This window comes from Burkholderia sp. MS389 (genome assembly GCF_016899425.1).
GTDB classification, from domain to species: Bacteria; Pseudomonadota; Gammaproteobacteria; order Burkholderiales; family Burkholderiaceae; genus Burkholderia; species Burkholderia sola.
On sequence record NZ_CP045994.1, the window covers coordinates 127,491 to 153,051 of the forward strand.

Consider the following 25,561-nt stretch of genomic DNA (forward strand, 5'->3'; position numbering starts at 1 on the left):
CCGGGAGGCCGATGATGAACGCTGAAGTCGTGGCGATCCGCCACGTGCATTTCGAGGATCTCGGGAGCTTCGAGCAGGTGCTCGGCGAACGCGGTCGACGGGTGCGCTATGTCGATGTCGGATCGTCGCGGGTCGAGGTGCTCGACGTGCTCGAGCCGTCGCTGCTCGTCGTGCTCGGCGGGCCGCTCAGCGTGTACGACGACGCGCAGTATCCGACGATCGCGCCGCTGCTGGCGCTCGTGCGCCAGCGCATCGACGCGGGGCTGCCGATCCTCGGCATCTGCCTCGGCGCGCAGTTCATCGCGCGGGCGCTCGGGGCGCGCGTCTATCCGGCCGCGCAGCACGAGCTCGGCTGGGCGCCGCTGACGCTCACCGATGCCGGCCGCGCGTCGCCGCTGCGCCATCTCGACGGCGCGACGACATCGATGCTGCACTGGCATGGCGATACGTTCGACCTGCCGGGCGGTGCGATCCATCTCGCGTCGACGCCGGCCTGCCACCACCAGGCATTCGCATGGGGGCAGCACGTGCTGGCGCTGCAATGTCATCCCGAGATCCGTACCGATCGCTTCGAACCGTGGCTGATCGCGAACGCCGGCGAAATCGCCGCGACGCCCGGCATCGACGCGCGTCAGTTGCGCGCCGATACCGCGCAGCACGGCCCCGCGCTCGAGACGGCCGCACGGCATATGTTCGCGGAGTGGCTCGGTAGCGTCGGGCTCTGACGTCGCGGGCGGTCCCGTCCGCCGGAAAGGATTGGCCCGGCCTGCATCCGTTGAGGGCCGGCGCATCGCCTTACATCGCCTATTCCGTTTGTTCCACGCCCCGCCGGCGTCCGGCCGGCCATACCTGACCATCCGCTTACTGCGGAGCGCGCTGTCTGCACGCTTCAGGCGTGCGTGCTACGCTCGTCCGCTCTTTCCCTTTCCTGGCGAGCGGCTTCCATGACTGCGCTGTTTTCTCCGTTCACGCTGCGCGGCGTGACCCTTCCGAACCGGATCGTGATCTCCCCGATGTGCCAGTACTCGGCCGAACGCGGCGAAGCGACCGACTGGCACATGATTCACCTCGGCCATCTCGCGCTGTCGGGCGCCGGGCTGCTGTGCATCGAAGCGACCGCGGTGGAACCCGACGGACGCATCACCCATGGCGACCTCGGCCTGTGGGACGACGTGACCGAAGCCGCGCTGAAGCCGGTGCTGGCCGCGATCCGCAAGCATTCGCCGATCCGCATCGCGATGCAGTTGTCGCATGCGGGGCGCAAGGCGTCGAGTGCGGCGCCGTGGGAGGGGGGCCAGCTCGTGCCGGTCGCCGACGGCGGCTGGCTGCCGCATGGCCCGTCGGCCGTTCCGCACAAGGACGGCGAGACGCCGCCGCTCGCGCTCGATGCGGCGGGCCTGAACCGCATCCGCGAAGCGTTCGCGGCGTCGGCCCGGCGGGCCGCGCGGCTCGGCATCGATGCGATCGAAGTGCACGCGGCGCACGGCTACCTGCTGCATCAGTTCCTGTCGCCGCTCGCGAACCGGCGCACCGACGAATACGGCGGCTCGCGCGAAAACCGGATGCGGTTTCCGCTCGAGATCTTCGAGATCGTGCGCGCCGCGTTTCCGGACGATCGGCCGGTCGGCGTGCGCGTGTCCGCGACCGACTGGGTCGAAGGCGGCTGGGAACTCGACGATACGATCGCGTTCGCGCACGAACTGCAGCGCCGCGGCTGCGACTGGATCGACGTGTCGTCCGGCGGCGTGTCGCCGCTGCAGAAGATTCCGCTGTCGCCCGGCTATCAGGTGCCGTTCGCGCAGGCCGTGAAGCGGGCGGTCGGCATGCCGACGATCGCGGTCGGCCTGATCAACGAACCCGAGCATGCGAACCGGCTGATCGAGGCCGGCGATGCCGATTTCGTCGCGATGGCGCGCGCGATGCTGTACGACCCGCGCTGGCCGTGGCATGCGGCGGCCGAGCTCGGCGCGCAGGTGACGGCGCCGCCGCAGTACTGGCGCTCGCAGCCGCGCGAGCACAAGGCGCTGTTCGGCGACGTCGCGTTCGGCCAGCGCTGAGCGCATCGCGCAATATTGCGCGCGATGTTGAACGAAGCAATATCGAACGTGTAGGATGCGGATGATTCGCCGCATGCCCCGACGCGGCACCGACCGGTGCCGCGTTTTCGTTTGGCGCGGCGCCCGGCCGCGATCGCGGTCGCTTCCGTTCAAGTCGTCTTCACAAGGATTGGTTCGATGAGTTCACGCAGGATCGCGGTGCGCCGCTCGGGAGTACACGGCAAGGGCGTGTTCGCCGTGGCGCCGATCAAGGCCGGCGAACGCGTAGTGGAATACAAGGGCGAGCGAATCTCGTGGAAGGAAGCGCTGCGCCGTCATCCGCACGACCCGAGCGAGCCGAATCATACGTTCTACTTCGCACTCGACGAAGGCGGCGTGATCGACGGCAAGGTCGACGGCAACAGCGCGCGCTGGATCAATCATTCGTGCGCGCCGAACTGCGAAGCCGAGGAAGTCAAAGGCCGCGTGTATATCCACGCGCTGCGCGATATCGGCCCGGAAGAGGAGCTGTTCTACGACTACGGCCTCGTGATCGACGCGAAGCTGACGAAGAAGCTCAAGCGCGAATACGCGTGCCACTGCGGTGCGGAATCGTGCCGCGGCACGTTGCTCGCGACGTCCGACGAAGGCGGGAAGAAGAAAAAGAAGAAGGACAAGAAGGACGGCAAGCCTGCGTCCGGTTCGAAGGACAAGAAGAACAGGAAGTGATGCAGGCGGCAGCGCATCGCGCGCTGCCGCGGTCGTTTCAGCCCGCGGCTGCCGCGTCGTGGCGGCCCGGCGTTCGCTTTCCTTTTCCGGCGGGCCGCCCGGTCGACGGGCCAGCGGTTGCCCGCCGCGACTCGCTGGTGATCGCTCAGTGCGTCGGCGCCGCGGCCGGCGTTTCGCTGGCCGGTTTTTCCGTCCGCGTCGCGAGCGGCACCCGCACCACGAAGCGCGAGCCGCCTTCCGATGCATCCTCGTACGACACGGTGCCGCCGTGCATCGCGATGATGTCGTGCACGATCGCGAGCCCGAGCCCGGCGCCGGTTTCGACACCGTTGCCGCTTTGCGCGTCGCCGCGGAAGAAGCGCTTGAACAGGTCGGCCTGCTGGTTCGCGGGCACGCCGGGGCCGTTGTCCTCGACGACGATCTCGGCGGCCGGCTGGCTGTCCTCGAGCGCGGCGCGCGCGACGTTCACCGTGATCCGCGCGCCGTCCGGCCGCGCGAGCGGCACGTACTTCAGTGCATTGTCGAGCAGGTTCGCGATCACCTCGCGCAGCAGCACCGGGTTGCCGCGCACGATCAGCTTCTCGTCGTCGCCCGGCTCGTCGCTGCGCTGGAAGCCGAGGTCGACGTGCGACGCGAGCGCGCGCGGCACCCATTCGGCGCCGGTCTCGAACGCCATCGCCGCGAGATCGACGTCGACGAAGCGCGCGGCCTGTTCGCCCGGCTCGGCCCGCGCGAGCGACAGCAACTGATTGGACAGCCGTACCGCGCGGTCGGCGGCCGCGCGCAGCTCGCGCACCGCGGCGAAGGTCTGGTGCGGGTCGCGCGCGACGGCCGCCTGCTCGGCATGCAGCTTCACCGCGGTGAGCGGCGTGCGCAACTGGTGGGCAGCATCGGCGATGAACTTGCGCTGCGCGTCGAGCGCGGTCTTCAGGCGGCCGAGCAGCGCGTTCATCGCGCTGGTCAGCGGCCGGATCTCCAGCGGCACGTCGGTTTCGTCGACCGGTTCCAGCGACGTATGGGTTTGCCGGTTCAGCGAATCGGCGAGATGCGTGAGCGGGCCCAACTGCTGGTTCACGACGCGCCATACGATGCCCCAGCCCGCGAGCAGCAGCAACAGCAGCGGCATCATGATCGCGACGAGGAATTCGGCCGCGATCCGGTAGCGGTGCCGCACCGGCTGCGCGACTTCGACGACCATCGGCCGGCCGCCCTCGACGTTGTCGACGCGCACCTGCGCGACCCGGACCGCGCGATTGTCGTATTCGGCCTCGAACACGTACGCGTGATGCATGCGGCGCACGTTGATGCCCTGCAGCGGCAGCTTCGGATCGCCGGCGAGTTCCTCCTCGCCGTCGCTGATCCGGTAGATCAGCGCTTCGGCTGGATCGGAGAACATCGCCTGCGCGAGCGGCGGCACCGTGAACGGCGCGTCGGGGCCGGCGATCTGGATCTGCTTGGAGATCGCGGTCGCGAGATCGGCGAGCGAGCGGTCGATCACGTGCTGCGTGTATTGCCACGCGAGCCAGTAGGCGATCAGGCCGCTCATCAGCGCGAGCATCGACAGCGGGGCGGCGAGGCGCCGGAGCAGCGAGCGGCGCAGGCTGGTGGTCACAGCCGGATCAGAAGACATTTCGACGGGCAAAAGGATAAGCGCCGCTCACGGGGAGCGGCGCGGTCGTGCGCCGGGAACGGCGACGCAGAGCAGCACGCGTGCGCCGGCGGCACGCGGCCGGCCGGCGCGCGGCGTCGCTCAGACACTCGCCGTCTGGCGGATTTCCTGCAGCAGGTAGCCGAAGCCGCGCACCGTGACGATTTCGACCCGGCACTGCTCGAGTTTCTTGCGGACGCGGTGCACGTAGACTTCGATCGCGGTGTCGCCGAGATCGCCGCCGAAGTGCGTGAGGTGATCCTGCAACTGCGCCTTGCTGACGACGCGGCCGTGCCGCAGCAGCAGCATTTCCAGTACCGCGAATTCGCGCGGCGACAGTTCGAGCGGCTTGTCGTCGTTGAAGATGCGGCGGTCGACGCCCGACAGGCGGACGCCGCCGAGCGACACTTCGGGACGCGGCATGTCGCTGTGCGGGCCGCTGCGGCGCATCACCGCGCGGATACGCGCTTCGAGCTCGGCCGGCTCGAACGGCTTGAGCATGTAATCGTCGGCGCCGGAGTTCAGGCCCTGGATCCGGTCGTTCAGCTCGTCGCGGGCGGTCAGCACGATCACCGGCGTGTGGCGGTTGGTCTGGCGAAAGCGCGTGAGCAGCGTCATGCCGTCGATGCCCGGCAGGCCGAGGTCGAGGATCACGAGTTCGTGGCGGTTCTGTGCCAGCGCCTGTTCGGCAAAGATGCCGTCATGCACCATGTCGACGGTGAAGCCAGCCTGCTCGAGGCTGCTCTGGATACCGCGTGCGATGGGGCGGTCGTCTTCGATCAGAAGGAGTCGCATGAAGTTCGCTCAAGTACAATGGGTTGGCGGTTCAGGCACGCGGACAGCACGAAGCCGTTTCCACAGGAACGCCGCATCGCCTGACATCAAGCATGGCGGCCAGCGAACGATTAAATCCAATCATGTCCGATATTTCGATCCACGACCTCGAAGCCGCGATCAATTTCTGGCGCGCCCGCTCGCCGTCGAGCGGCGACGAACTCAAACTCTGCGAAGAGGCCAGCGCGCTCTCCAAGCCGTATGCGCTGCTGATTGTACAGCGCGAAAGCGCGCTGCAACTGGAAGGTTTGGACCCCAAGGCGCGGAAAGCGTACGAGACTTACGTGCGCCTTAAGGATGGCTTGGAAAGCTGAAGGCTTTCGCTGAGTACATCCTAGAAAACGTTCAGCGAAATGAAAAGTTGACGCGCCGCGCACGGAAAGCGCGCGGCGGCGGAGACGGGATTCAGGCGCCCGGTTGCGCGTGCGCGGCGGCGCCGTCGATGAACCGCGCGAGTTCGATGTCGCGTTCGGTCAGGCCGTCGGCGTCGTGGGTCGACAGCGTGACGTCGACGCGGTTGTACACGTTGAACCATTCCGGATGGTGGTTCATTTCCTGCGCCTTGATCGCGACGCGCGTCATGAAGCCGAATGCCTCGTTGAAATCGGCGAAGCGCAGGCGGCGCTGGATCGCGTCGCGGCCCGGCACGGCCGTCCACTGCGGCAGGCCTTCGAGCCGGGTCTTGCGTTCTTCGGATGTGAGCTTGTGGATCATCTTGCACCTCTCGTTCGGTAACGGCGCCCGCGCGCGGCTGCGCCGCGCGGCGAAGCCGGCATCGTTCATTGTTCCATAGTTGCGGAAAGGACGACGGGCGGCCGGCAACCGGCAGCCGACGGCCGGCGCGTCACGCGTCGGCGTCGGCGTCGTCGGGCCAGCCTTCGCCCGTGCCGCGATGCAGTACGCGATCGGTGTCGAGCACCGCGCCGGCCGCGAATTCGGGCAGCCCCGCGAGCCGGTCGGCCAGCGCGCGGCCATCGACGTCGGCGAGCGCGAACAGCTGCGCGAAATCGTCGATTACGAAGTAGGTCTTCTGGAACGTGTCGATCCGGTACTTCGTGCGCATCACGCGCTCGAGGTCGAACCCGAGCCGGTTCGGCGCCGCGCTTTCGAGGCTGTACAGGCTTTCGCCCTTGCTCGACACGATCCCGGCGCCGTAGATCGACAGCCCGTTCGTGCCGCGCGGATCGCGGATCAGCCCGAATTCCACCGTATACCAATAGAGGCGCGCGAGCCGCGCCAGCGCCGCTTCGTCGTCGGCGACCGCGAGCGCGGTGCGGCCGTACGCCTGCATGTAGTCGGCGAACACCGGGTCGATCAGCAGCGGCACGTGGCCGAACAGGTCGTGGAAGCAGTCGGGTTCCTGCAGGTAGTCGAGCTGGTCGGGACGGCGCATCCACCAGGTGACCGGGAAACGCCGGTTCGCGAGATGCGCGAAGAACACGCGGTCGGGCACGAGGCCGGGCACCGCGACGATTTCCCAGCCGGTCGCGGGCTTCAGCTGACGGTTCACGTCGGCGAACGACGGCACGCGATCGGCCGGCAGCGCGATCTTGCCGAGCCCGGCGACGAACGGGTCGCACGCGCGGCCGCGCAGCAGCGCCGACTGGCGCGCATAGAGCTGCTTCCACACCGCGTGGTCTACCTGGCCGTAGCGCTGCAGCGGCTGGTCGATGGTGAAATCGGCGCGGGTTTCGAGACCCGCATCGAACTGCTCCTGCAGTTTCGCGGTGACGACGGTGGACATGATCAGGCTCTGCACGCTGGGTTGGGACCATGCAAGTGTAGAGCGGGCGACGCGCGGATTGGGCGCATAGTTGGCGTCAATTCGCTTAGTGATGCGATAATTGCGCATCAAATAACGAATCAATGCGGAGAATGCTCATGCTGGAACTCGATCACTTCGATCTCGCGTTGCTGGACGTGCTGCAGCGCTTCGGTCGCGCGACGCATCAGCAGCTGGGCGAGCAGGTGCCGCTGTCGCCGTCGCAGATCGGCCGGCGGCTGCAGCGGCTGGAGGCGGCCGGCGTGATCGAAGGCTACCGCGTGATGCTGCGACCCGAAAAGCTCGGGCTCGGCGTGACCGCGTTCACGAGCCTGAAGCTCAAGCATCACGGCGATTCGATCATCGAGCAGTTCCAGCAGCAGATCGACGTGCTGCCCGAAGTGCTCGAATGTCATGCGGTGGTGGGCGATGCCGACTACCTGCTGCGGATCGTCGCGCCGGATCTCAACGCGCTGTCGCAGTTCGTGATGAAGAAGCTGATGCGGGTGCCGGGCGTCGACAGCGTGCGCTCGAACATCGTGCTGACGACCTTCAAGCGCAACGGTGCATTGCCGCTCGCGCATCTCGCGCCGGGCGCCGCGTGACGGGGACGCGGCCGCGGCATCGGCGCTGAAGGCGGCACGCGCCGTACCGCCTTCGCTGGGGCCGGATCAGGCCGTTTCGGGCTGGGTGTCGGCGTTCAGCAGATCGACGTACGCGACCGCGACGAGATCGTCCTGCGCGACGCCGAGTTTCGCGAACACCTCGTGCGCTTCGGCTTCGCCGCCCGCTTCGTCGTCGTCGGGGCCCAGCACGACTTCGAGCTCGATGAAATCGCCGAGGCCGTCGACGCGGTCGAGGTGGATGCGCGTGCGGCCGGCGAGGTACACGTGCCGCTCCTTCGTCACGATCCCGCGCGTGGTCAGCGCGGTCGCGAGCAGCGAATGCATCGCGTCGGGATTCGTCACCGGGCTGCGCGTATAGTACGACGCCTTCGGGCCGTCGCGATCGTCGCGCTGGTAGAAGATCAGCTCGGCCGGCGTGCCATCCTCGAAGCGGCGCAGCTTGAGCCGGCCGCGCGGCACGTCATAGAAGAAATCCTGCTGGCGGTAGAAGAGCGGCGCTTCGGTCGCGAGCTGGGCCGCCCGTTCGCGCAGCCGGTCGAATTCGCGGGCGCGGGCTTTGATCTCGATGTTGCGGGCCATGCGGGTCTCCTTCAATCGGGGTCTCGCGGTGTGCGAACGCACAATCTAGCAAAAAGCCTGCGATGGTGGCGTGACGCGCGGACCGGCCGCGGCGACACGACGCGGGGCACGCGATTCGATCCACGGCATGCGTCAGGCGCCGAAACTCGATGCGTAACGGGCCGCGTCGATATCAGCCGCGCTCATGTCGCCCACTGCGCGTCGATCAACCGCAGCGCAGCCGCGATCGCCGGCTCGTCGCGCCGCTCGGCGAGCGTCACGAACGTCAGCTCGGTCGGCACCGTCATGCGTTCGACGATCGTCAGCGCATGCGCGTGCGCCTCGGCCAGCGCGATCGAATCGCGCGCGAGCGTCAACCCGATCCCCGATTTGACGAGATCGAGCATCGATTGCTCCTGGTCGACCTCGGCGACCTTCACCGGCTGCGCGCCGGCCGCCGCGAAGAGGCGCGACAGCAGCCGGTGATGCGCGGACGCGGGCGGCGTCCAGATCCACGGCAGCGCGGCCAGCGCACGCCAGTCGTGCGCGCGCTGCACGCGCTCCTTCCAGCCGGCCGGCGCGAGCACGCGGTATTCGAAGCGCGTGAGCGTGACGGTGTGGAACAGCGCGCCGTCGCGCGGCGCGTCCTCTTCGGGCCGGCCGATGGTGTAGCCGACGTCGAGCGCCTGCGCGCGCACCTGTTCGATCACCCAGCCCGACATCCCGTGCCGCAGCGCCGTTTCGATCTGCGGATGGGTCTCGACCAGCGCGCGCAGGAAGCCACCGAGCCGCAGGAACCCCGGATCGAGGATCGTGCCGATTCGCAGCCGGCCGCGCACCTCGTGCCGCAGCGCGGCAGCGGCGCGCTGCACGTCGGCGGCGGCGGCGAGCGCGCGCTCCGCGTGCGGCAGCAGCGTCTGCCCGTCGCGCGTGAGCGCGAGCCCGCGCGACGTGCGCGTGAACAGCACGACCCCGAGCGTTTCCTGCAGATGCTTGATCTGCAGGCTGACGGCGGGCTGCGTCAAATGTAGCTGCACGGCGGCGCGCGTCAGGTTGCCTTCGCGGGCGACCGTCGCGAACGCGCGAAGCAGGGTGAGATCCATCGTTGTGATATGAGCGTGGCTTATAACGCAGTTCAGCATAACTCATTGGATCGGCGGCCGGGCGCGGGAGTACGCTTCATCGGATCGTGGCGCGGGGCCGCAGGCGCGGCGCGACGCACTATGCTGAACATGCGCGCGGCATCGCGCCGCGCGGTACACAACAAGCAGGAAGGAGACACGCCGTGAGTACTCAACGCACGCTCGAGGGCGAATTCGACTACGTGATCGTCGGCGCGGGCACCGCGGGTTGCGTGCTCGCGAACCGCCTGACCGAGGATCCCGACATCAGCGTGCTGCTGCTCGAGGCGGGCGGCAAGGACGACTATCACTGGATCCATATCCCGGTCGGCTATCTGTACTGCATCGGCAACCCGCGCACCGACTGGCTGTACAAGACGCAGCCCGAAGCGGCGCTGAACGGCCGCGCGCTGTCGTATCCGCGCGGCCGCGTGCTCGGCGGCTGCTCGTCGATCAACGGGATGATCTACATGCGCGGCCAGCGCGAGGATTACGACAACTGGGCGCAGGAAACCGGCGACGCCGGCTGGTCGTGGGACAGCGTGCTGCCGATCTTCAAGCGCAGCGAGGATCACCATGCGGGCACGAGCGATGCGCACGGCGCGGGTGGCTACTGGCGCGTCGAGAAACAGCGGCTGCGCTGGGAGATCCTCGAATCGTTCGCGCAGGCCGCGCAGCAGACGGGCATTCCCGCCACCGACGATTTCAACCGCGGCGACAATGCCGGGGTCGGCTATTTCGAAGTGAACCAGAAGCGCGGCGTGCGCTGGAATACGTCGAAGGCGTTCCTGCGGCCCGCGATGGCGCGCCCGAACCTGACCGTGATCACCGGCGCGCATGCGCAGCGCGTGATCTTCGACGGTCGGCGCGCGGTCGGCGTCGAATATCACGGCGGCGGCACCGACTACGTCGCGCGGGCGCGCGCGGAAGTGCTGCTGACGTCGGGTGCGGTGAATTCGCCGCAACTGCTCGAACTGTCGGGTGTCGGCGATGGCCGGCGGCTGCAGGCGCTCGGCATTGACGTCGTGCAGGATCTGCCGGGCGTCGGCGAAAACCTGCAGGATCATCTGCAATTGCGGATGGCGTTTCGCGTCGACGGCGTGCGCACGCTCAACACGCTGTCCGCGCATTGGTGGGGCAAGCTGATGATCGGCGCCGAATATGCGCTGCTGCAGCGCGGGCCGATGTCGATGGCGCCGTCGCAGCTCGGCGCGTTCGCGAAATCGGATCCGGACGATCCCGCGCTCACGCGTCCCGATCTCCAATACCACGTGCAGCCGCTGTCGCTCGAACGCTTCGGCGAGCCGCTGCACGGCTTCAACGCGTTTACGGCGTCGGTCTGCCATTTGCGGCCGACCTCGCGCGGCAGCGTGCACGTCACGAGCGCCGATCCGGGCAGCGCACCGACGATCGCGCCGAACTATCTGTCGACCGATCACGATCGTCACGTCGCCGCGAACGCGCTGCGCCTCACGCGCCGGATCGCGTCCGCGCCGGCGCTCGCGCGCTATCGCCCCGAGGAAATCCTGCCGGGCCCGCGGTACCAGACCGAGGCCGAACTGATCGACGCGGCCGGCGTCGTCGGCACGACGATCTTCCATCCGGTCGGCACGTGCCGGATGGGGCGTGCGGACGACGCGCGCGCGGTGGTCGACAGCCGGCTGCGCGTGCGCGGCATCGCGGGGTTGCGGATCGTCGACGCGTCGGTGATGCCGTTCATCACGTCGGGCAACACCAATTCGCCGACGCTGATGATCGCCGAGCGCGCGAGCGACATGATTCGTGCCGACCGCCGTGCGGCGCGCGAAACGACGTCGGTGCGCACCGAGGCCGCGGTGACGGCGGCATGAACGCCCGCTGATTCGCTATGCGAAACAAGCTGCCGGCGCGTCCGCTCTAACGGCAAGATCCGTGCAAGCCGCGCCGTCGCGCGGTTTTTTATCGGGCGCGCGTGTGCCAGATCCTGCGGCAGGTCAACGCGTGATGATGCACGTGTCAAAAAAGCGTGGTGAATAACCGTGCGCCGTCGCATCCGATATGGCGGCCACCCCTATAAGTGCAAATCCCGATGATTGCACTGCACCAACGGCGCGACAATGTTCTGTAATGTGCATACGCGTCGGCGCGGGAGACCAACCCTCGAGGCGTACCACGGCGCCCGGGGGCAGCCCGCTGATCCGCTGACCTGTTCGCGGCCGCTTGCGCCAGGCTTCCCGGTGCTTCGCCTGACTTCGTACGGAAGGGAACATGATTCTCGGCGACACGATTCTGGAAACACGCGGACTGACGAAGGAATTCAGGGGCTTCACCGCCGTGAACGGCGTCAACCTGCGTGTGCGCCGCGGCGCGATCCACGCATTGATCGGGCCGAACGGCGCGGGCAAGACCACCTGTTTCAACCTCCTCACCAAATTTCTGACGCCGACGGCCGGCCAGATCGTCTTCAACGGCATCGACATCACCGACGAGCGGCCCGCGCAGGTCGCGCGGCGCGGCATCATCCGCTCGTTCCAGATATCGGCCGTGTTCCCGCACCTGACCGCGCTGCAGAACGTGCGCATCGGCCTGCAACGCGCGCTCGGCACCGAATTCCATTTCTGGCGCAGCGAACGCACGCTGAAGCGGCTCGACGATCGCGCGATGGACCTGCTCACGCAGGTCGGCCTCACCGATTTCGCGCACGTGCCGACCGTCGAGCTGGCCTACGGCCGCAAGCGCGCGCTCGAGATCGCGACGACGCTCGCGATGGAGCCCGAACTGATGCTGCTCGACGAGCCCACGCAGGGGATGGGCCACGAGGACGTCGACCGCGTGACCGCGCTGATCAAGAAGGTCGCGAGCGGCCGCACGATCCTGATGGTCGAGCACAACATGAACGTGATCGCGGGGATCTCCGACACGATCACCGTCCTGCAACGCGGCGAGGTGCTGGCCGAAGGCTCGTACGCGGAAGTGTCGAAGAATCCGCTCGTCATCGAAGCCTACATGGGCAGCGCCGACGCGGCGCTCGCGGGGGCGCACGCATGAAGCACAGCGAACGGGAGGAACGCGAATTGAGCGGCGTCGAGAGCGGTACGCCTGCGCTGGAAATCACGGGCCTGGAGGCCTGGTACGGGGAATCCCACATATTGCACGGCGTCGACCTGACCGTGCATCGCGGCGAGGTCGTCACGCTGCTCGGCCGCAACGGCGCGGGCCGCACGACGACGCTGCGCGCGATCATGGGCCTCACGGGCCGCCGCAGCGGGTCGATCAAGGTCGCCGGCCACGAGACGATCGGCCTCGCGACGCATCGCATCGCGCATTACGGCATCGGCTATTGCCCGGAGGAGCGCGGGATCTTCTCGAGCCTGTCGTGCGAGGAGAACCTGATGCTGCCGCCGCTGATCGGGCCGCGCGAGCATTCGATGTCGCTCGACGAGATCTACGCGATGTTCCCGAACCTCGCGTCGCGCCGGCAGAGCCAGGGCACGCGGCTGTCCGGCGGCGAGCAGCAGATGCTCGCGGTCGCGCGAATTTTGCGCACCGGCGCGAACCTGCTGCTGCTCGACGAGATCTCCGAAGGCCTCGCGCCGGTGATCGTCCAGGCGCTCGCGCGGATGATCGTCGCGCTGAAGGCGCGCGGCTACACGATCGTGATGGTCGAACAGAATTTCCGCTTCGCCGCGCCGCTCGCCGACCGCTTCTACGTGATGGAGCACGGCAGCATCGTCGAGCATTTCCGCGCGTCCGAACTGGAAGGCAAGATGCCGACCCTGCACGACCTGCTCGGAGTATGACGCCGCCTCGTTTCCGTTGCCGCTAGCCGTGGCGGCCCTCGAATAACCACAACGCATCAGAACAACAGGAGACGTCAATGAAAATGAAGACCCTCGCACAGGCCTGTCTCGCGCTCGCGACCGCCGCACTCACCGCCGGCGCCGCGCATGCCGCGGATAGCGTGAAGATCGGTTTCGTCACCGACATGTCGGGGCTGTATGCGGACATCGACGGCCAGGGCGGTCTCGAGGCGATCCGCATGGCGGTCGCCGACTTCGGCGGCAAGGTGCTCGGCAAGCCGATCGAGGTCGTGTACGCGGATCACCAGAACAAGGCGGACATCGCCGCGTCGAAGGCGCGCGAATGGATCGACCGCGGCGGGCTCGACCTGCTCGTCGGCGGCACGAATTCGGGGACGGCGCTGGCGATGGCCAAGCTGGCCGCGGAGAAGAAGAAGGTCTACATCAACATCGGCGCGGGCGCGGACACGCTGACGAACGAGGAGTGCACGCCGTACACGGTGCACTATGCGTACGACACGATGGCGCTCGCGAAAGGCACCGGCTCGGCGGTGGTGAAGCAGGGCGGCAAGACGTGGTTCTTCCTGACCGCCGACTACGCGTTCGGCAAGGCGCTCGAGAAGAACACGTCGGACGTCGTGAAGGCGAGCGGCGGACAGGTGCTGGGGGCGGTGCGGCATCCGCTGTCCGCGTCGGATTTCTCGTCGTTCCTGCTGCAGGCGCAATCGTCGAAGGCGCAGATCCTCGGTCTCGCGAACGCGGGCGGCGACACGATCAACTCGATCAAGGCCGCGAAGGAATTCGGCATCACGAAGACGATGAAGCTCGCCGGGCTGCTGATGTTCATCAACGACGTGCACAGCCTCGGCCTCGAGACGACGCAGGGCCTTGTGCTGACCGACAGCTGGTACTGGAACCGCGACGCGGCGTCGCGCCAGTGGGCGCAGCGCTACTTCGGCAAGATGAAGAAGATGCCGTCGAGCCTGCAGGCGGCCGACTACTCGTCGGTGACGACCTACCTGAAGGCCGTGCAGGCCGCCGGGACGACCGATTCCGACAAGGTGATGGCCGAGCTGAAGAAGATCAAGATCAGCGACTTCTACGCGAAGGGCTACATCCGTCAGGACGGCAGCATGATCCACGACATGTACCTGATGGAAGTGAAGAAGCCGTCGGAATCGAAGGAGCCGTGGGACTACTACAAGGTGCTCGCGACGATTCCGGGCGAACAGGCGTTCGGCACCAAGCAGGAAACGCGCTGCGCGCTGTGGAAGTAAGCATCGGATAGCGGCGCGCACGGGCGCGCCGCACGGTGGCGGTGGCAGCGACGTGCCCGCTGCGCCGCCCGCGTGCGCGCGGCTGCAAAGTTGCGTACGCAACGAAACTCATTCTGACGGCTAAGTCGATGGAAATCTTTGGCATTCCGTTGCCGGCGATGCTGAGCCAGTTGCTGCTCGGGCTCGTCAACGGCTCGTTCTATGCGATCCTGAGCCTCGGGCTCGCAGTGATCTTCGGGCTGCTCAACGTGATCAACTTCGCGCACGGCGCGCTGTTCATGCTGGGCGCGATGCTCGCGTGGATGGGGCTGTCGTATTTCGCGCTGCCGTACTGGGCGATGCTCGTGCTGGCGCCATTGATCGTCGGCGCGTTCGGGATCGCGATCGAACGCTCGATGCTGCGCTGGCTGTACAAGCTCGATCACCTGTACGGGCTGCTGCTCACGTTCGGCCTCACGCTCGTCGTCGAAGGCGTGTTCCGCTCGATCTACGGCGCATCCGGCCAACCGTACGACGTGCCGTCGCAGCTGTCCGGCGCGACCAACCTCGGCTTCATGTTCCTGCCGAACTATCGCGCGTGGGTCGTCGTCGCGTCGCTCGCGGTGTGCCTGGCGACGTGGTTCGTGATCGAGAAGACGCGCCTCGGCGCGTACCTGCGCGCGGGCACCGAGAACCCGAAGCTCGTCGAGGCGTTCGGCGTGAACGTGCCGATGATGATCACGCTCACCTACGGCTTCGGCGTCGCGCTCGCCGCGTTCGCGGGCGTGCTGGCCGCGCCGGTGATCCAGGTGTCGCCGCTGATGGGCCAGCCGATGATCATCACCGTGTTCGCGGTGGTCGTGATCGGCGGGATGGGCTCGATCCTCGGCTCGATCGTCACGGGCCTGCTGCTCGGCGTGATCGAGGGCTTCACGCGCGTGTTCTATCCCGAAGCGTCGGCCACCGTCGTGTTCGTGATCATGGCGATCGTGCTGCTGTTCCGCCCGGCGGGCCTCTTCGGCAAGGAAAAATGATGCAGAGAAAAGTGCTCTACGGCGTGCTGCTCGCCGCACTGCTCGCCGCGCCGTTCATCGGCGCGTATCCGGTGTTCGTGATGAAGGTGCTCGCGTTCGCGCTGTTCGCGGCCGCGTTCAACCTGCTGATCGGCTATACGGGGCTGCTGTCGTTCGGCCATGCGATGTTCCTCGCGACGGCCGGCTATGCGACCGGCTATTCGATGCAGACGCTCGGTTTCACGCCGGAGCTCGGCGTGCTGACCGGCACCGTCGCCGCGACGCTGCTCGGGCTCGTCGTCGGGCTGTTCGCGATCCGCCGGCAAGGCATCTACTTCGCGATGATCACGCTCGCGTTCGCGCAGATGGTCTACTTCATCTATCTGCAGGCGCCGTTCACGCACGGCGAGGACGGCCTGCAGGGCGTGCCGCGCGGCCATCTGTTCGGGCTGCTCGACCTGTCGAACGACGTCACGCTGTACTACGTCGTGCTGGCGGCGGTCGTGGCCGCGTGCGCGTTCATCGTGCGGGTCGTCCATTCGCCGTTCGGCCAGGTGCTCGTCGCGATCAAGGAGAACGAAGCGCGCGCGATCTCGCTCGGCTACGACACCGATCGCTTCAAGCTGCTCGCGTTCATCCTGTCGGCCGCGCTCGCGGGGCTGGCCGGCTCGCTGAAGGTGCTCGTGCTCGGCTTCGAGACGCTGTCGGATGCGTACTGGACGATGTCGGGCCTCGTCGTGCTGATGACGCTCGTCGGCGGGATGGGCACGCTGTTCGGGCCGCTGCTCGGCGCCGCGCTGATCGTCGCGCTGGAAGACCGGCTCGGCGACATCGGCGAATGGCTCGCGTCGACGACGGGCGTCGCGTGGTTCCATTCGCTCGGCGAATCGACGACGATCGTCACTGGGCTGATCTTCATCGCATGCGTGCTGGCGTTCCGGCGCGGCATCGTCGGTGAGATGGTCGCGCGTATCAAGCCGCTCAGGGCGTCGTCGTGAGCATGCGGCGCGCGTCGCCCGCGTTGATGCGAAGCACCATCCGGCTCGGCCGGGAAGGGCGTCACCGCGGGCTCGGGCCGTCGCCGCGCGGCCGGCTGGTGCCCCATTTTCGTGCGGCAATGCACCATAGGGGTAAATGCTAAGTTGTCGTGGTGCTTAAGCCTCTTTAAGATTCACTTCAGTTCTGATGCACCGCGAAACGAATTTGCAGGTGGAGAACGAGGAGACAATCGAGGCACAAAGTGCCCGGACCCCAAAGCGCTGTTGGACGGAATCCAACAGCGCTTTTTCATTTGCGTGCACGAATTCCCTCGATGGTGCATCGGCCCGCATGCCAGCCGATGGCGCCGCTTTCCGCGTTTGCGTTCGCACCGCGTCTTTTCCGCGCTTTGCCGCGTTGCCCGTTTTTCCGTTTCCCGCGATCCGTTCGCCGACGATGCGCAATCCTGCACAGGCGCTTCGGGCTTACCCGGTTGGCGGGCGCGAAAGGCGTCCGTTACACTCGGCTTTCGCCGACCGTGCGGTCGGGAAAATCGGTCGGCAGTTCTCCTACAAGCACAATGCAGAACAGGGAGTACGGTTGGATGAGCAGCGCAGCACGGTGGTTCGGGGCAGGAGACGCGGCGGACGCCGTTCGTTCGTCATGGGGTGCCCGATGGGTCATCGGGGCATTTCCGAGCCGTTCCGCGGCCTGTATGCGCGTCCCGGCGCCGGCGCGGGTCGTTGCGCTCGCATCCGTCTCTGCATCCGTATGCGCAATCGCATGAGCGGCGGGCTTTCCGAGGTTTCATCGCTTGCCGTGCGTGCCGACCATCGATGCGCGCGCAACGAGCTTGCGCACGCTCCCGCATTTCTTCGCTTTCTTCATCCTGACGACACCGCTGCTGCGCATCGTGACGGTCGGACGGCCGTTTCAATCGGCGCGCGGCGCGTGGCGGCGTGTCGCGGGAAAACGAGCATGGGCGCGGACGGGTGGGATAATTAAGATATTAACTTGTTTGGGGACCGGGAGCCGCCCGAGCAACCGTGGTTTTTTCGAGCAGCGTTTGGAGACAACGTAAATGAAGATGAATCGATGGATGGAGGCCCTGCTTGCCGCGGGCCTCGTGTGTGCGGCGGCCACGGCGTCGGCGCAGGTGAAGATCGGCGTGACGCTGTCGGCCACCGGGCCCGCCGCGTCGCTCGGGATTCCGGAAAAGAACACGATCGCGCTGCTGCCGAAGGAGATCGCGGGCAAGAGCGTGCAGTACATCGTGCTGGACGACGCGTCCGACACGAGCCGTGCGGTGCAGAACGTGCGCAAGCTGATCGACGAGGACCACGTCGACGCGATCATCGGCTCGTCCGTCACGCCGAACTCGCTCGCGATGCTCGATCCGGTGTCGCAGGGCAAGACGCCGACGATCTCGCTCGCGGCGAGCGCGCAGATCATCGCGCCGATGGACGCGAAGCGCGCGTGGATGTTCAAGGTGCCGCAGAACGACCAGTTGATGGCCGACGCGATCGCCGGCTACATGGCGAAGCATGGCGTGAAGACGGTCGGCTTCATCGGCTTCGCCGACGCGTACGGCGACAGCTGGTACAAGACGTTCGACGCGGCGGCCGCGAAGAACGGGCTGAAGCTCGTGTCGAGCGAACGCTATAACCGGACCGACGCGTCGGTGATGGGGCAGGTGCTGAAGCTGCTGGGCTCGAACCCGGATGCGGTGCTGATCGCCGGCTCCGGCACGCCGGCGGCGCTGCCGGCCAAGACGCTGAAGGAGCGCGGCTACAAGGGCAAGGTCTACCAGACGCACGGCGTCGCGAATAACGATTTCCTGCGCGTGTGCGGCAAGGATTGCGAAGGCGAGATCCTGCCGGCCGGCCCGGTGCTCGTGACCGACCAGCTGCCCGATTCGAATCCGGTGAAGAAGCCGGCGCTCGGCTACAAGGCCGCGTACGAGAAGGCTTACGGCGCGGGTTCGCTGTCGACTTTCGGCGGCCATGCGTGGGATGCGGGCCTGCTGCTGCAGCGCGCGATCCCGGACGCGCTGAAGAAGGGCCAGCCGGGCACCGAGGCGTTCCGCGAAGCGCTGCGCGCGTCGCTCGAAAGCGTGAAGGACCTGCCCGTCTCGCACGGCGTGATCAACATGACGGCGACGGATCACAACGGCTTCGACACACGTGCGCGCGTGATGGTGCAGATCGTCGACGGCAAGTGGAAGTTGCAGGCCGAGTAAGCGTCACGTGAAACCGGCGTGCGCGGCGCGAACGGCGCCGCGCACGCCGTCGGCAGGGCGGCGCGCGTCACGGCCGCATCCGTGCCGCCTGGAACGGCCGGGGCCCGCCGTGCGCCCCGGCCGTTTCCGCCTTTCGTTTCTCCGCAGCATTCTCTCGATACACGAAACGTATGGATCTCTCGATTGCGGCGATCCTCGCGCAAGACGGCATCACGACCGGCGCCATTTATGCATTGTTGTCGCTGGCGCTCGTGCTGGTGTTTTCCGTCACGCGGGTGATCTTCATTCCCCAGGGCGAATTCGTCGCCTACGGTGCGCTGACGCTGGCCGCGTTGCAGGCGCAGAAATTTCCCGCCACCTGCTGGCTGCTGTTCGTGATGGGCGTCGCATGCTTCCTGCTCGAAGCCGGCGGCCTGATCCGGCATCGCGAACGCCGCCATCAGCTCGGCCGCACGCTCGCGACGCTCGGCAGCCGCTACATCCTGCTGCCGCTCGCGGTGTTCGCAATCACGCGCAGCTTCGCCGCGCAGCCGATGCCGATGCTCGCGCAGATCGCGCTGACGCTCGCGATCGTCGTGCCGATGGGGCCGTTCGTCTACCGGCTCGTGTACCAGCCGATCGCCGAAGGCACGACGCTGCTGCTGCTGATCGTGTCGGTCGCCGTCCATTTCGCGATGGTCGGCCTCGGCCTCGTGATGTTCGGCGCGGAAGGCTCGCGTACCAACGGGTTCTCGGACGCGTCGCTCGCGATCGGCAGCATGACGGTGTCGGTGCAGAGCATCCTGGTCGTCGTCACGGCGCTCGTGCTGATCGGCGCGCTGTATGTGTACTTCGGGCGCACGATCGCCGGCAAGGCGCTGCGCGCGACGTCGGTGAACCGGCTCGGTGCGCGGCTCGTCGGCATCGGCACGACCGAAGCCGGGCGGCTCGCGTTCACGTTCGCGGCGGGGCTCGGCGTGTTGTCCGGGATCCTCGTCGGCCCGCTGACGACGATCTACTACGACTCGGGCTTCCTGATCGGGCTGAAGGGCTTCGTCGGCGCGATCATCGGCGGGCTCGTCAGCTATCCGCTCGCGGCCGCCGGCTCGCTGCTCGTCGGCGTGCTCGAATCGTATTCGTCGTTCTGGGCGAGCGCCTACAAGGAGGTGATCGTGTTCACGCTGATCATTCCGGTGCTGCTGTGGCGGAGCTTCGCGACGCCGCATGCGGAAGAGGAAGAGGAGTGACGCGATGAAGACGATGGTACGCAACAAGACCTTCTGGCTGTTTCTCGTGGTGCTGTTCGCGCTGCCGGTGCTGCCCGGCGCGCTGCAGGTGCCCGAATACTGGATCACGCTGCTGAACTACATCGGCCTGTATGCGATCGTCGCGATCGGGCTCGTGCTGCTGACGGGCGTCGGCGGGATGACGAGCTTCGGACAGGCCGCGTTCGTCGGCATCGGCGCGTATGCGACCGCGTTCCTGACGACGCGCTACGGCGTATCGCCGTGGCTCGCGCTGATCGTCGGCGTTGTGCTGACGGCGCTCGTCGCGCTCGTGCTCGGCGCGGTGACGATGCGGCTGTCCGGGCACTTCCTGCCGCTCGGCACGATCGCGTGGGGCCTCGCGCTGTTCTACCTGTTCGGCAACCTCGAACTGCTCGGCAAGTACGACGGGATCAACGGGATTCCGGCGCTGAACCTGTTCGGCATCGTGCTCGACAGCGGCCGCAGCCTGTACTTCCTGATCTGGGCCGTGGTGCTGGCCGCGATCGTGTCGGTGCAGAACCTGCTCAACAGCCGGCCCGGCCGCGCGATCCGCGCGCTGCGCGGCGGCGGCGTGATGGCCGAGGCGATGGGCGTGAACACCGCGTGGATGCGCGTCGTGATCTTCGTCTACGCGGCCGTGCTCGCGGCGGTATCGGGCTTCCTGTACGCACACCTGCAGCGCGCGGTGAACCCGACGCCGTTCGGTCTGAACCACGGGATCGAATTCCTGTTCATGGCTGTGGTGGGCGGCGTGTCGCACGTATGGGGCGCGGTGCTCGGCGCGGCGATCCTGACCGTGCTGCAGGACTATCTGCAGACGCTGCTGCCGAAACTGCTCGGCTCGGAAGGCAACTTCGAGATCATCGTGTTCGGCGTGCTGATGGTGCTGCTGCTGCAGTACGCGCGCCAGGGCGTATGGCCGTTCGTCGCGAGACTGTTCCCGCGCGGGCCCCGTGCGCACGTGCCCGAGCAGGCCGATCCGCTGCCGCAGCGCGCGAAGCCCGTGGCCGGCGAGCCGCTGCTCGTCGTCGACACCGCACGCAAGCAGTTCGGCGGGCTCGTGGCCGTGAACGACGTCAGCTTCGACGTGAAAGCGGGGCAGATCATCGGGTTGATCGGCCCGAACGGCGCGGGCAAGTCGACCACGTTCAACCTCGTGACCGGCGTGCTGAAGCCGACCGGCGGCGCGATCACGTTCCGCGGCGAGCGCATCGACGGGCTGACGTCGCGCCAGATCGTCCGCCGCGGCATCGGTCGCACGTTCCAGCACGTGAAGCTGCTGCCGACGATGACGGTGCTCGAGAACGTCGCGATCGGCGCGCATCTGCGCGGTCATACCGGCGTGTGGCGCAGCATTGCGCGGCTCAATGCGCACGAGGAAGCGCAGTTGCTGGCCGAAGCCGCGCGCCAGATCCGGCGTGTCGGGCTCGAAGCGCACATGTACGACGACGCGGGGAGCCTCGCGCTTGGTCAGCAGCGGATTCTCGAAATCGCGCGGGCGCTGTGCTGCGATCCGACGCTGCTGTTGCTCGACGAGCCGGCGGCGGGGCTGCGTTACCAGGAGAAGCAGCAACTCGCCGACCTGCTGCGGCGGCTGAAGGCGGAAGGAATGAGCGTGTTGCTCGTGGAACATGACATGGATTTCGTGATGAACCTCACCGACCGGTTGGTGGTGATGGAATTCGGCACGCGGATCGCGGAAGGGCTGCCGCAGGACGTGCAGCAGGACCCGGCCGTGCTCGAAGCGTATCTGGGCGGGGTGGAGTGATGACGGACACGACGATGCCGATTCTCGACGTACGCGGGCTGGCGGTGCGGTACGGGAAGGTGGAGGCGCTGCACGGTGCGGCAATCAAGGTGGGGGCGGGGCAGATCGTCAGCGTGATTGGCCCGAACGGCGCCGGTAAATCGACGCTGCTGAACGCGATCATGGGGGCGCTCCCGGTAACGGGGCACGCGTCGGGCGCGGTCGTGTATCGCGGCACCGACGTCAGCGTGTTGCCGGTCGAGCAGCGCGTCGCGCGCGGAATGTGCCTCGTACCGGAAAAGCGCGAGCTGTTCAGCACAATGACGGTCGAGGACAACCTCGTGCTCGGCGCGTATCGGCGCAAGCAGGCGGGGGAATCGAACTTCCTCGATCAGCTCGATCACGTGTTCGCGCTATTTCCGCGGCTGAAGGAGCGGCGCCGGCAGGCGGCCGGCACGCTGTCCGGCGGCGAGCGGCAGATGCTGGCAGTCGGCCGCGCGCTGATGGGCAAGCCCGACCTGCTGATGCTCGACGAACCGAGCCTCGGGCTGGCACCGCTGATCGTGAAGGAGATCTTTCATATCATCAGCGCGTTGCGCGGCACCGGCGTGGCGACGCTGCTGATCGAGCAGAATGCACGGGCGGCGCTGCAGATCTCCGACTATGGCTATGTGCTGGAGACGGGCGAGTTTGCGCTGGAAGGGCCGGCGGCCGAGCTTGCGCAGAATCCGCGTGTGATCGAGACGTATCTTGGGTTGGCGAAGAAGACGGCTTGATTGCCGGTGCGGTGGACGGGAAACGGGCGGCGTGTTTCACGTGAAACACGCCGTTTTTGTTTGTGAGCAGGGTGCAGTTTTCGCGTCCACGGTTCAAGGCCGGGGATAAGTCGTGCGGGAACAGTGGGAAGCGCTGTGCGGTGCCGCGCAGGCTGGTTCCACAGGTCGACCATGCTGCACTTCAGTGGACAAGTGCCGGGACAACCGGCGGAAATGCTGTGTGGCGGAGGGCGCACGGCCACGGGTTCGAAGTGTTGCGCTGGCCACAGACATCGGGGAGTTCGGGGTTCCGTACATGCTTTGCACAGGCCCGAAGATGTGCGTTGAATCGCTCACCGACAACGCCGAGACAGCCCCGGCGCGGCAAATTTGCGTGTTCCCGACTAAAAAATCGCCGAAATGCACAGACCCTACCATTCGGACGGCCTTCGGGCGAAAAGCGAACCCGCTATAATTCGGCCCATACATTTCTCAGATAGGTTCGTACGCAGTTCCGCGTACGGAATCCACCATGCTTTTTCCCACAGAATTTGACGTCGTCGTCGTCGGTGGCGGCCATGCCGGCACGGAAGCCGCGCTGGCGTCCGCCCGTATGGGCGCAAAGACACTGCTGCTGACCCACAACATCGAAACGCTTGGGCAGATGAGCTGCAATCCGTCGATCGGCGGCATTGGCAAGGGCCATCTGGTCAAGGAAGTCGACGCGTTGGGCGGCGCAATGGCCGCCGCGACGGACGAAAGCGGTATTCAGTTCCGGATCCTCAATTCGTCGAAGGGGCCGGCTGTGCGCGCGACGCGTGCGCAGGCCGATCGCATCCTGTACAAGGCCGCGATCCGCCACCGGCTCGAAAATCAGCCGAACCTGTGGCTGTTCCAGCAGGCCGTCGACGATCTGATGGTCGAAGGCGACCGCGTGGTCGGCGCCGTCACGCAGATCGGCATCCGCTTCCGCGCTCGCGCGGTCGTGCTGACGGCCGGTACGTTCCTCGACGGCAAGATCCACGTCGGCCTGAACAACTACACGGGCGGTCGCGCGGGCGATCCGGCGGCCGTGTCGCTGTCGTCGCGCCTGAAGGAGCTGAAGCTGCCGCAGGGCCGGCTGAAGACCGGTACGCCACCGCGTATCGACGGCCGCACGATCGACTTCTCGAAGCTCGACGAGCAACCGGGCGACCTCGATCCGATTCCCGTGTTCTCGTTCCTGGGCCGCGCGGAGCAGCATCCGCAGCAGCTGCCGTGCTGGGTCACGCACACGAACGAACGCACGCACGACATCATTCGCGGCGGTCTCGACCGTTCGCCTATGTATACAGGCGTGATCGAAGGCGTCGGGCCGCGCTATTGCCCGTCGATCGAGGACAAGATCCACCGGTTCGCATCGAAGGAATCGCACCAGATCTTCCTCGAGCCGGAAGGGCTGACGACTAACGAGTTCTACCCGAACGGGATCTCGACGAGCCTGCCGTTCGACGTGCAGCTCGAGCTGGTGCATTCGATGCGCGGCCTCGAGAATGCGCACATCCTGCGCCCCGGTTACGCGATCGAGTACGACTATTTCGACCCGCGTGCGTTGAAAGCGTCGCTCGAGACGAAGGCGATCAACGGACTGTTCTTTGCGGGTCAGATCAACGGGACGACCGGCTACGAAGAAGCGGCTGCACAGGGTCTGCTGGCTGGTCTCAATGCGGGCCGCTACGTGCAGGAAAAGGATGCGTGGTGCCCGCGTCGCGACCAGGCATATCTGGGCGTGCTGGTCGACGATCTCGTCACGCGCGGCGTGGCGGAGCCGTACCGGATGTTCACGAGCCGGGCCGAGTATCGCCTGAGCCTGCGCGAAGACAACGCCGACATGCGCCTGACCGAGATCGGCCGCGAGCTTGGACTGGTGGACGATGCACGTTGGGATGCCTTCAGCCGGAAGCGCGACGCTGTTTCACGTGAAACCGAACGCCTGAAGTCGACGTGGGTTACGCCGAAGACGCTGCCTGCCGAAGAGGCGACCGCGCTGCTCGGCAAGGCGATCGACCACGAATACAGCCTCGCCGAGCTGCTGCGCCGCCCCGGCGTGAGCTACGACGGCGTGTGCGGGCTGAAGGGCGGCGAGTGCGGCCCCGCGGAGCCGTTGACCGACGATCCGGTGCTGCTCGAGCAGATCAAGGAGCAGGTCGAGATCGGTATCAAGTATCAGGGCTATATCGAGCGCCAGGCGTCGGAGATCGAGCGCAACGACGCGAACGAAAACACGCGCCTGCCGGACGGTATCGATTACCGCGAGGTTCGCGGCCTGTCGTTCGAGGTGAGCCAGAAGCTCAACGAGTTCCGGCCGGAAACGATCGGGCAGGCGTCCCGCATCTCGGGCGTCACGCCGGCGGCAATCTCGCTGCTGATGGTGCATCTGAAGCGTCGCGGCCTGGGCCGCCGTAATGGTACGGCCGCAGAGGCCGCCGCGGCCGCGGAGCAGGGGGACGGCACTGTCCCGACGCAACAATGACGGCGCGTCGCGCGCCGGCGGTTAATCGGGACGTACTGGAGGGGATGCTCGTCGAAGGCACGGCGGCGCTCGACCTCACGCTGACGGATACGCAGCGCAACCAGCTGCTGGACTACGTCGCGCTACTCGGCAAGTGGAATGCGGTCTACAACCTGACCGCGATCCGCGACCCGAAGCAGATGCTGATCCAGCACATCCTCGATTCGCTTTCGATCGTCCCGCATCTGCGCGGCCGTACGTCGGCGCGCGTGCTCGACGTCGGCTCGGGCGGCGGGCTGCCCGGTATCGTGCTGGCGATCGTCGAGCCGGGCTGGCAGGTCACGCTGAACGACATCGTGCAGAAGAAATCGGCGTTCCAGACGCAGATGCGCGCGGAACTGAAGCTCGCGAACCTGTCGGTCGTGACCGGCCGGGTCGAATCGCTGCAGCCGGGTGTCGAAGTCCCGGAAAAATTCGACATGATCGTATCCCGCGCTTTCGCGGACCTGTCCGACTTCGTTAAACTTGCTCGACATCTGGTTGCGCCGGGCGGATCGATCTGGGCGATGAAGGGCGTTCATCCGGACGACGAGATTGCGCGGTTGCCGGAAGGCAGCCGCGTGAAGCAGACGATCCGGCTGGCGGTGCCGATGCTCGATGCGGAGCGGCATCTGTTCGAAGTGGCCGTCGACGACGCGAATTGAAGGCGCGCGGTAGCGCGCCGTTTGTTTGAAGGTAAAGG

General features: G+C 66.8%; 24 protein-coding genes. 18 read left to right on the forward strand and 6 right to left on the reverse strand.

Annotated features, from left to right (window positions below; all coding sequences use genetic code 11):
• The first annotated feature begins 14 nt into the window (after positions 1 to 14).
• The 3 genes from GJG85_RS00590 (at position 15) to GJG85_RS00600 (ending at position 2,765) form a co-directional block, all read left to right on the forward strand.
• Positions 15 to 725, forward strand: coding sequence for a glutamine amidotransferase (locus GJG85_RS00590; RefSeq protein ID WP_050016013.1), 711 nt, complete (start codon positions 15 to 17; stop codon positions 723 to 725).
• A gap of 219 nt (positions 726 to 944) precedes the next feature.
• Positions 945 to 2,057: an NADH:flavin oxidoreductase/NADH oxidase gene (locus GJG85_RS00595; RefSeq protein ID WP_089488016.1), complete on the forward strand. Its 1,113-nt coding sequence runs from the start codon at positions 945 to 947 to the stop codon at positions 2,055 to 2,057.
• Positions 2,058 to 2,234: 177 nt separating this feature from the next.
• On the forward strand, positions 2,235 to 2,765 hold the full coding sequence (locus GJG85_RS00600) for an SET domain-containing protein-lysine N-methyltransferase (protein WP_050015789.1): 531 nt from the start codon (positions 2,235 to 2,237) through the stop codon (positions 2,763 to 2,765).
• Between the two features lie 145 nt (positions 2,766 to 2,910).
• Here the strand turns inward: GJG85_RS00600 and GJG85_RS00605 are convergent, their stop codons facing one another.
• On the reverse strand, positions 2,911 to 4,395 hold the full coding sequence (locus GJG85_RS00605; RefSeq protein ID WP_089488017.1) for a sensor histidine kinase: 1,485 nt from the start codon (positions 4,393 to 4,395) through the stop codon (positions 2,911 to 2,913).
• A 120-nt stretch (positions 4,396 to 4,515) separates the two neighbouring features.
• Complete coding sequence (locus tag GJG85_RS00610; RefSeq protein ID WP_006401494.1) at positions 4,516 to 5,208, reverse strand: response regulator transcription factor; 693 nt, start codon at positions 5,206 to 5,208, stop codon at positions 4,516 to 4,518.
• Positions 5,209 to 5,330: 122 nt separating this feature from the next.
• On the opposite strand from GJG85_RS00610, the gene GJG85_RS00615 reads away from it, so the two are divergent.
• Positions 5,331 to 5,561, forward strand: coding sequence for a DUF3717 domain-containing protein (locus tag GJG85_RS00615; protein ID WP_006401493.1), 231 nt, complete (start codon positions 5,331 to 5,333; stop codon positions 5,559 to 5,561).
• A gap of 91 nt (positions 5,562 to 5,652) precedes the next feature.
• On the opposite strand, the gene GJG85_RS00620 is transcribed toward GJG85_RS00615, so the two are convergent.
• The gene (locus tag GJG85_RS00620) at positions 5,653 to 5,961 is read right to left on the reverse strand and encodes a 4a-hydroxytetrahydrobiopterin dehydratase (protein ID WP_050016015.1); all 309 of its coding nucleotides are present in this window, start codon (positions 5,959 to 5,961) and stop codon (positions 5,653 to 5,655) included.
• Positions 5,962 to 6,091: 130 nt separating this feature from the next.
• On the reverse strand, positions 6,092 to 6,991 hold the full coding sequence (gene phhA, locus GJG85_RS00625) for a phenylalanine 4-monooxygenase (protein ID WP_218828481.1): 900 nt from the start codon (positions 6,989 to 6,991) through the stop codon (positions 6,092 to 6,094).
• A 137-nt stretch (positions 6,992 to 7,128) separates the two neighbouring features.
• Between phhA and GJG85_RS00630 the strand changes: the two genes are divergently transcribed.
• Complete coding sequence (locus GJG85_RS00630) at positions 7,129 to 7,614, forward strand: Lrp/AsnC family transcriptional regulator (RefSeq protein WP_050016018.1); 486 nt, start codon at positions 7,129 to 7,131, stop codon at positions 7,612 to 7,614.
• 66 nt (positions 7,615 to 7,680) lie between these two features.
• Here the strand turns inward: GJG85_RS00630 and GJG85_RS00635 are convergent, their stop codons facing one another.
• Together GJG85_RS00635 and GJG85_RS00640 are read right to left on the reverse strand one after the other, a co-directional pair.
• Complete coding sequence (locus tag GJG85_RS00635) at positions 7,681 to 8,214, reverse strand: class IV adenylate cyclase (RefSeq protein WP_050015796.1); 534 nt, start codon at positions 8,212 to 8,214, stop codon at positions 7,681 to 7,683.
• A 182-nt stretch (positions 8,215 to 8,396) separates the two neighbouring features.
• On the reverse strand, positions 8,397 to 9,296 hold the full coding sequence (locus tag GJG85_RS00640) for a LysR family transcriptional regulator (RefSeq protein ID WP_089488019.1): 900 nt from the start codon (positions 9,294 to 9,296) through the stop codon (positions 8,397 to 8,399).
• Between the two features lie 182 nt (positions 9,297 to 9,478).
• Here GJG85_RS00640 and GJG85_RS00645 point away from each other — a divergent pair, with 182 nt between their 5' ends.
• From GJG85_RS00645 to rsmG, 13 genes are all read left to right on the forward strand, one after another.
• Positions 9,479 to 11,164: a choline dehydrogenase gene (locus tag GJG85_RS00645; RefSeq protein ID WP_124675900.1), complete on the forward strand. Its 1,686-nt coding sequence runs from the start codon at positions 9,479 to 9,481 to the stop codon at positions 11,162 to 11,164.
• Between the two features lie 397 nt (positions 11,165 to 11,561).
• Positions 11,562 to 12,341, forward strand: a complete 780-nt coding sequence (locus GJG85_RS00650; RefSeq protein WP_006477266.1) for an ABC transporter ATP-binding protein — start codon at positions 11,562 to 11,564, stop codon at positions 12,339 to 12,341.
• Positions 12,338 to 13,093 (forward strand): ABC transporter ATP-binding protein, encoded by a 756-nt coding sequence (locus tag GJG85_RS00655; protein WP_050015804.1) that lies wholly within the window; start codon positions 12,338 to 12,340, stop codon positions 13,091 to 13,093. The genes GJG85_RS00650 and GJG85_RS00655 overlap by 4 nt, the downstream gene beginning before the upstream one ends.
• Positions 13,094 to 13,170: 77 nt before the next feature.
• Entirely contained in the window at positions 13,171 to 14,370 is a 1,200-nt protein-coding gene (locus GJG85_RS00660; RefSeq protein WP_050015806.1) for an ABC transporter substrate-binding protein, read from the forward strand.
• 128 nt (positions 14,371 to 14,498) lie between these two features.
• Positions 14,499 to 15,383, forward strand: a complete 885-nt coding sequence (locus GJG85_RS00665; RefSeq protein ID WP_050015808.1) for a branched-chain amino acid ABC transporter permease — start codon at positions 14,499 to 14,501, stop codon at positions 15,381 to 15,383.
• On the forward strand, positions 15,383 to 16,360 hold the full coding sequence (locus GJG85_RS00670; protein WP_050015810.1) for a branched-chain amino acid ABC transporter permease: 978 nt from the start codon (positions 15,383 to 15,385) through the stop codon (positions 16,358 to 16,360). Before GJG85_RS00665 ends, GJG85_RS00670 begins: the two co-directional genes overlap by 1 nt.
• Before the next feature lie 211 nt (positions 16,361 to 16,571).
• Positions 16,572 to 17,345: a hypothetical protein gene (locus GJG85_RS00675; RefSeq protein ID WP_179233120.1), complete on the forward strand. Its 774-nt coding sequence runs from the start codon at positions 16,572 to 16,574 to the stop codon at positions 17,343 to 17,345.
• A gap of 76 nt (positions 17,346 to 17,421) precedes the next feature.
• A complete protein-coding gene (locus tag GJG85_RS00680; protein WP_050015812.1) occupies positions 17,422 to 18,579 on the forward strand; it encodes an ABC transporter substrate-binding protein in 1,158 nt (385 codons plus the stop codon).
• Between the two features lie 170 nt (positions 18,580 to 18,749).
• Complete coding sequence (locus GJG85_RS00685; protein ID WP_089488022.1) at positions 18,750 to 19,805, forward strand: branched-chain amino acid ABC transporter permease; 1,056 nt, start codon at positions 18,750 to 18,752, stop codon at positions 19,803 to 19,805.
• Positions 19,806 to 19,809: 4 nt separating this feature from the next.
• A complete protein-coding gene (locus GJG85_RS00690; protein ID WP_050015816.1) occupies positions 19,810 to 21,594 on the forward strand; it encodes a branched-chain amino acid ABC transporter ATP-binding protein/permease in 1,785 nt (594 codons plus the stop codon).
• On the forward strand, positions 21,594 to 22,349 hold the full coding sequence (locus GJG85_RS00695; RefSeq protein WP_050015818.1) for an ABC transporter ATP-binding protein: 756 nt from the start codon (positions 21,594 to 21,596) through the stop codon (positions 22,347 to 22,349). The genes GJG85_RS00690 and GJG85_RS00695 overlap by 1 nt, the downstream gene beginning before the upstream one ends.
• Positions 22,350 to 22,860: 511 nt before the next feature.
• Complete coding sequence (gene mnmG, locus GJG85_RS00700) at positions 22,861 to 24,840, forward strand: tRNA uridine-5-carboxymethylaminomethyl(34) synthesis enzyme MnmG (RefSeq protein ID WP_089488023.1); 1,980 nt, start codon at positions 22,861 to 22,863, stop codon at positions 24,838 to 24,840.
• Entirely contained in the window at positions 24,837 to 25,523 is a 687-nt protein-coding gene (rsmG, locus tag GJG85_RS00705) for a 16S rRNA (guanine(527)-N(7))-methyltransferase RsmG (RefSeq protein ID WP_050015822.1), read from the forward strand. The genes mnmG and rsmG overlap by 4 nt, the downstream gene beginning before the upstream one ends.
• Positions 25,524 to 25,561 lie beyond the last annotated feature (38 nt).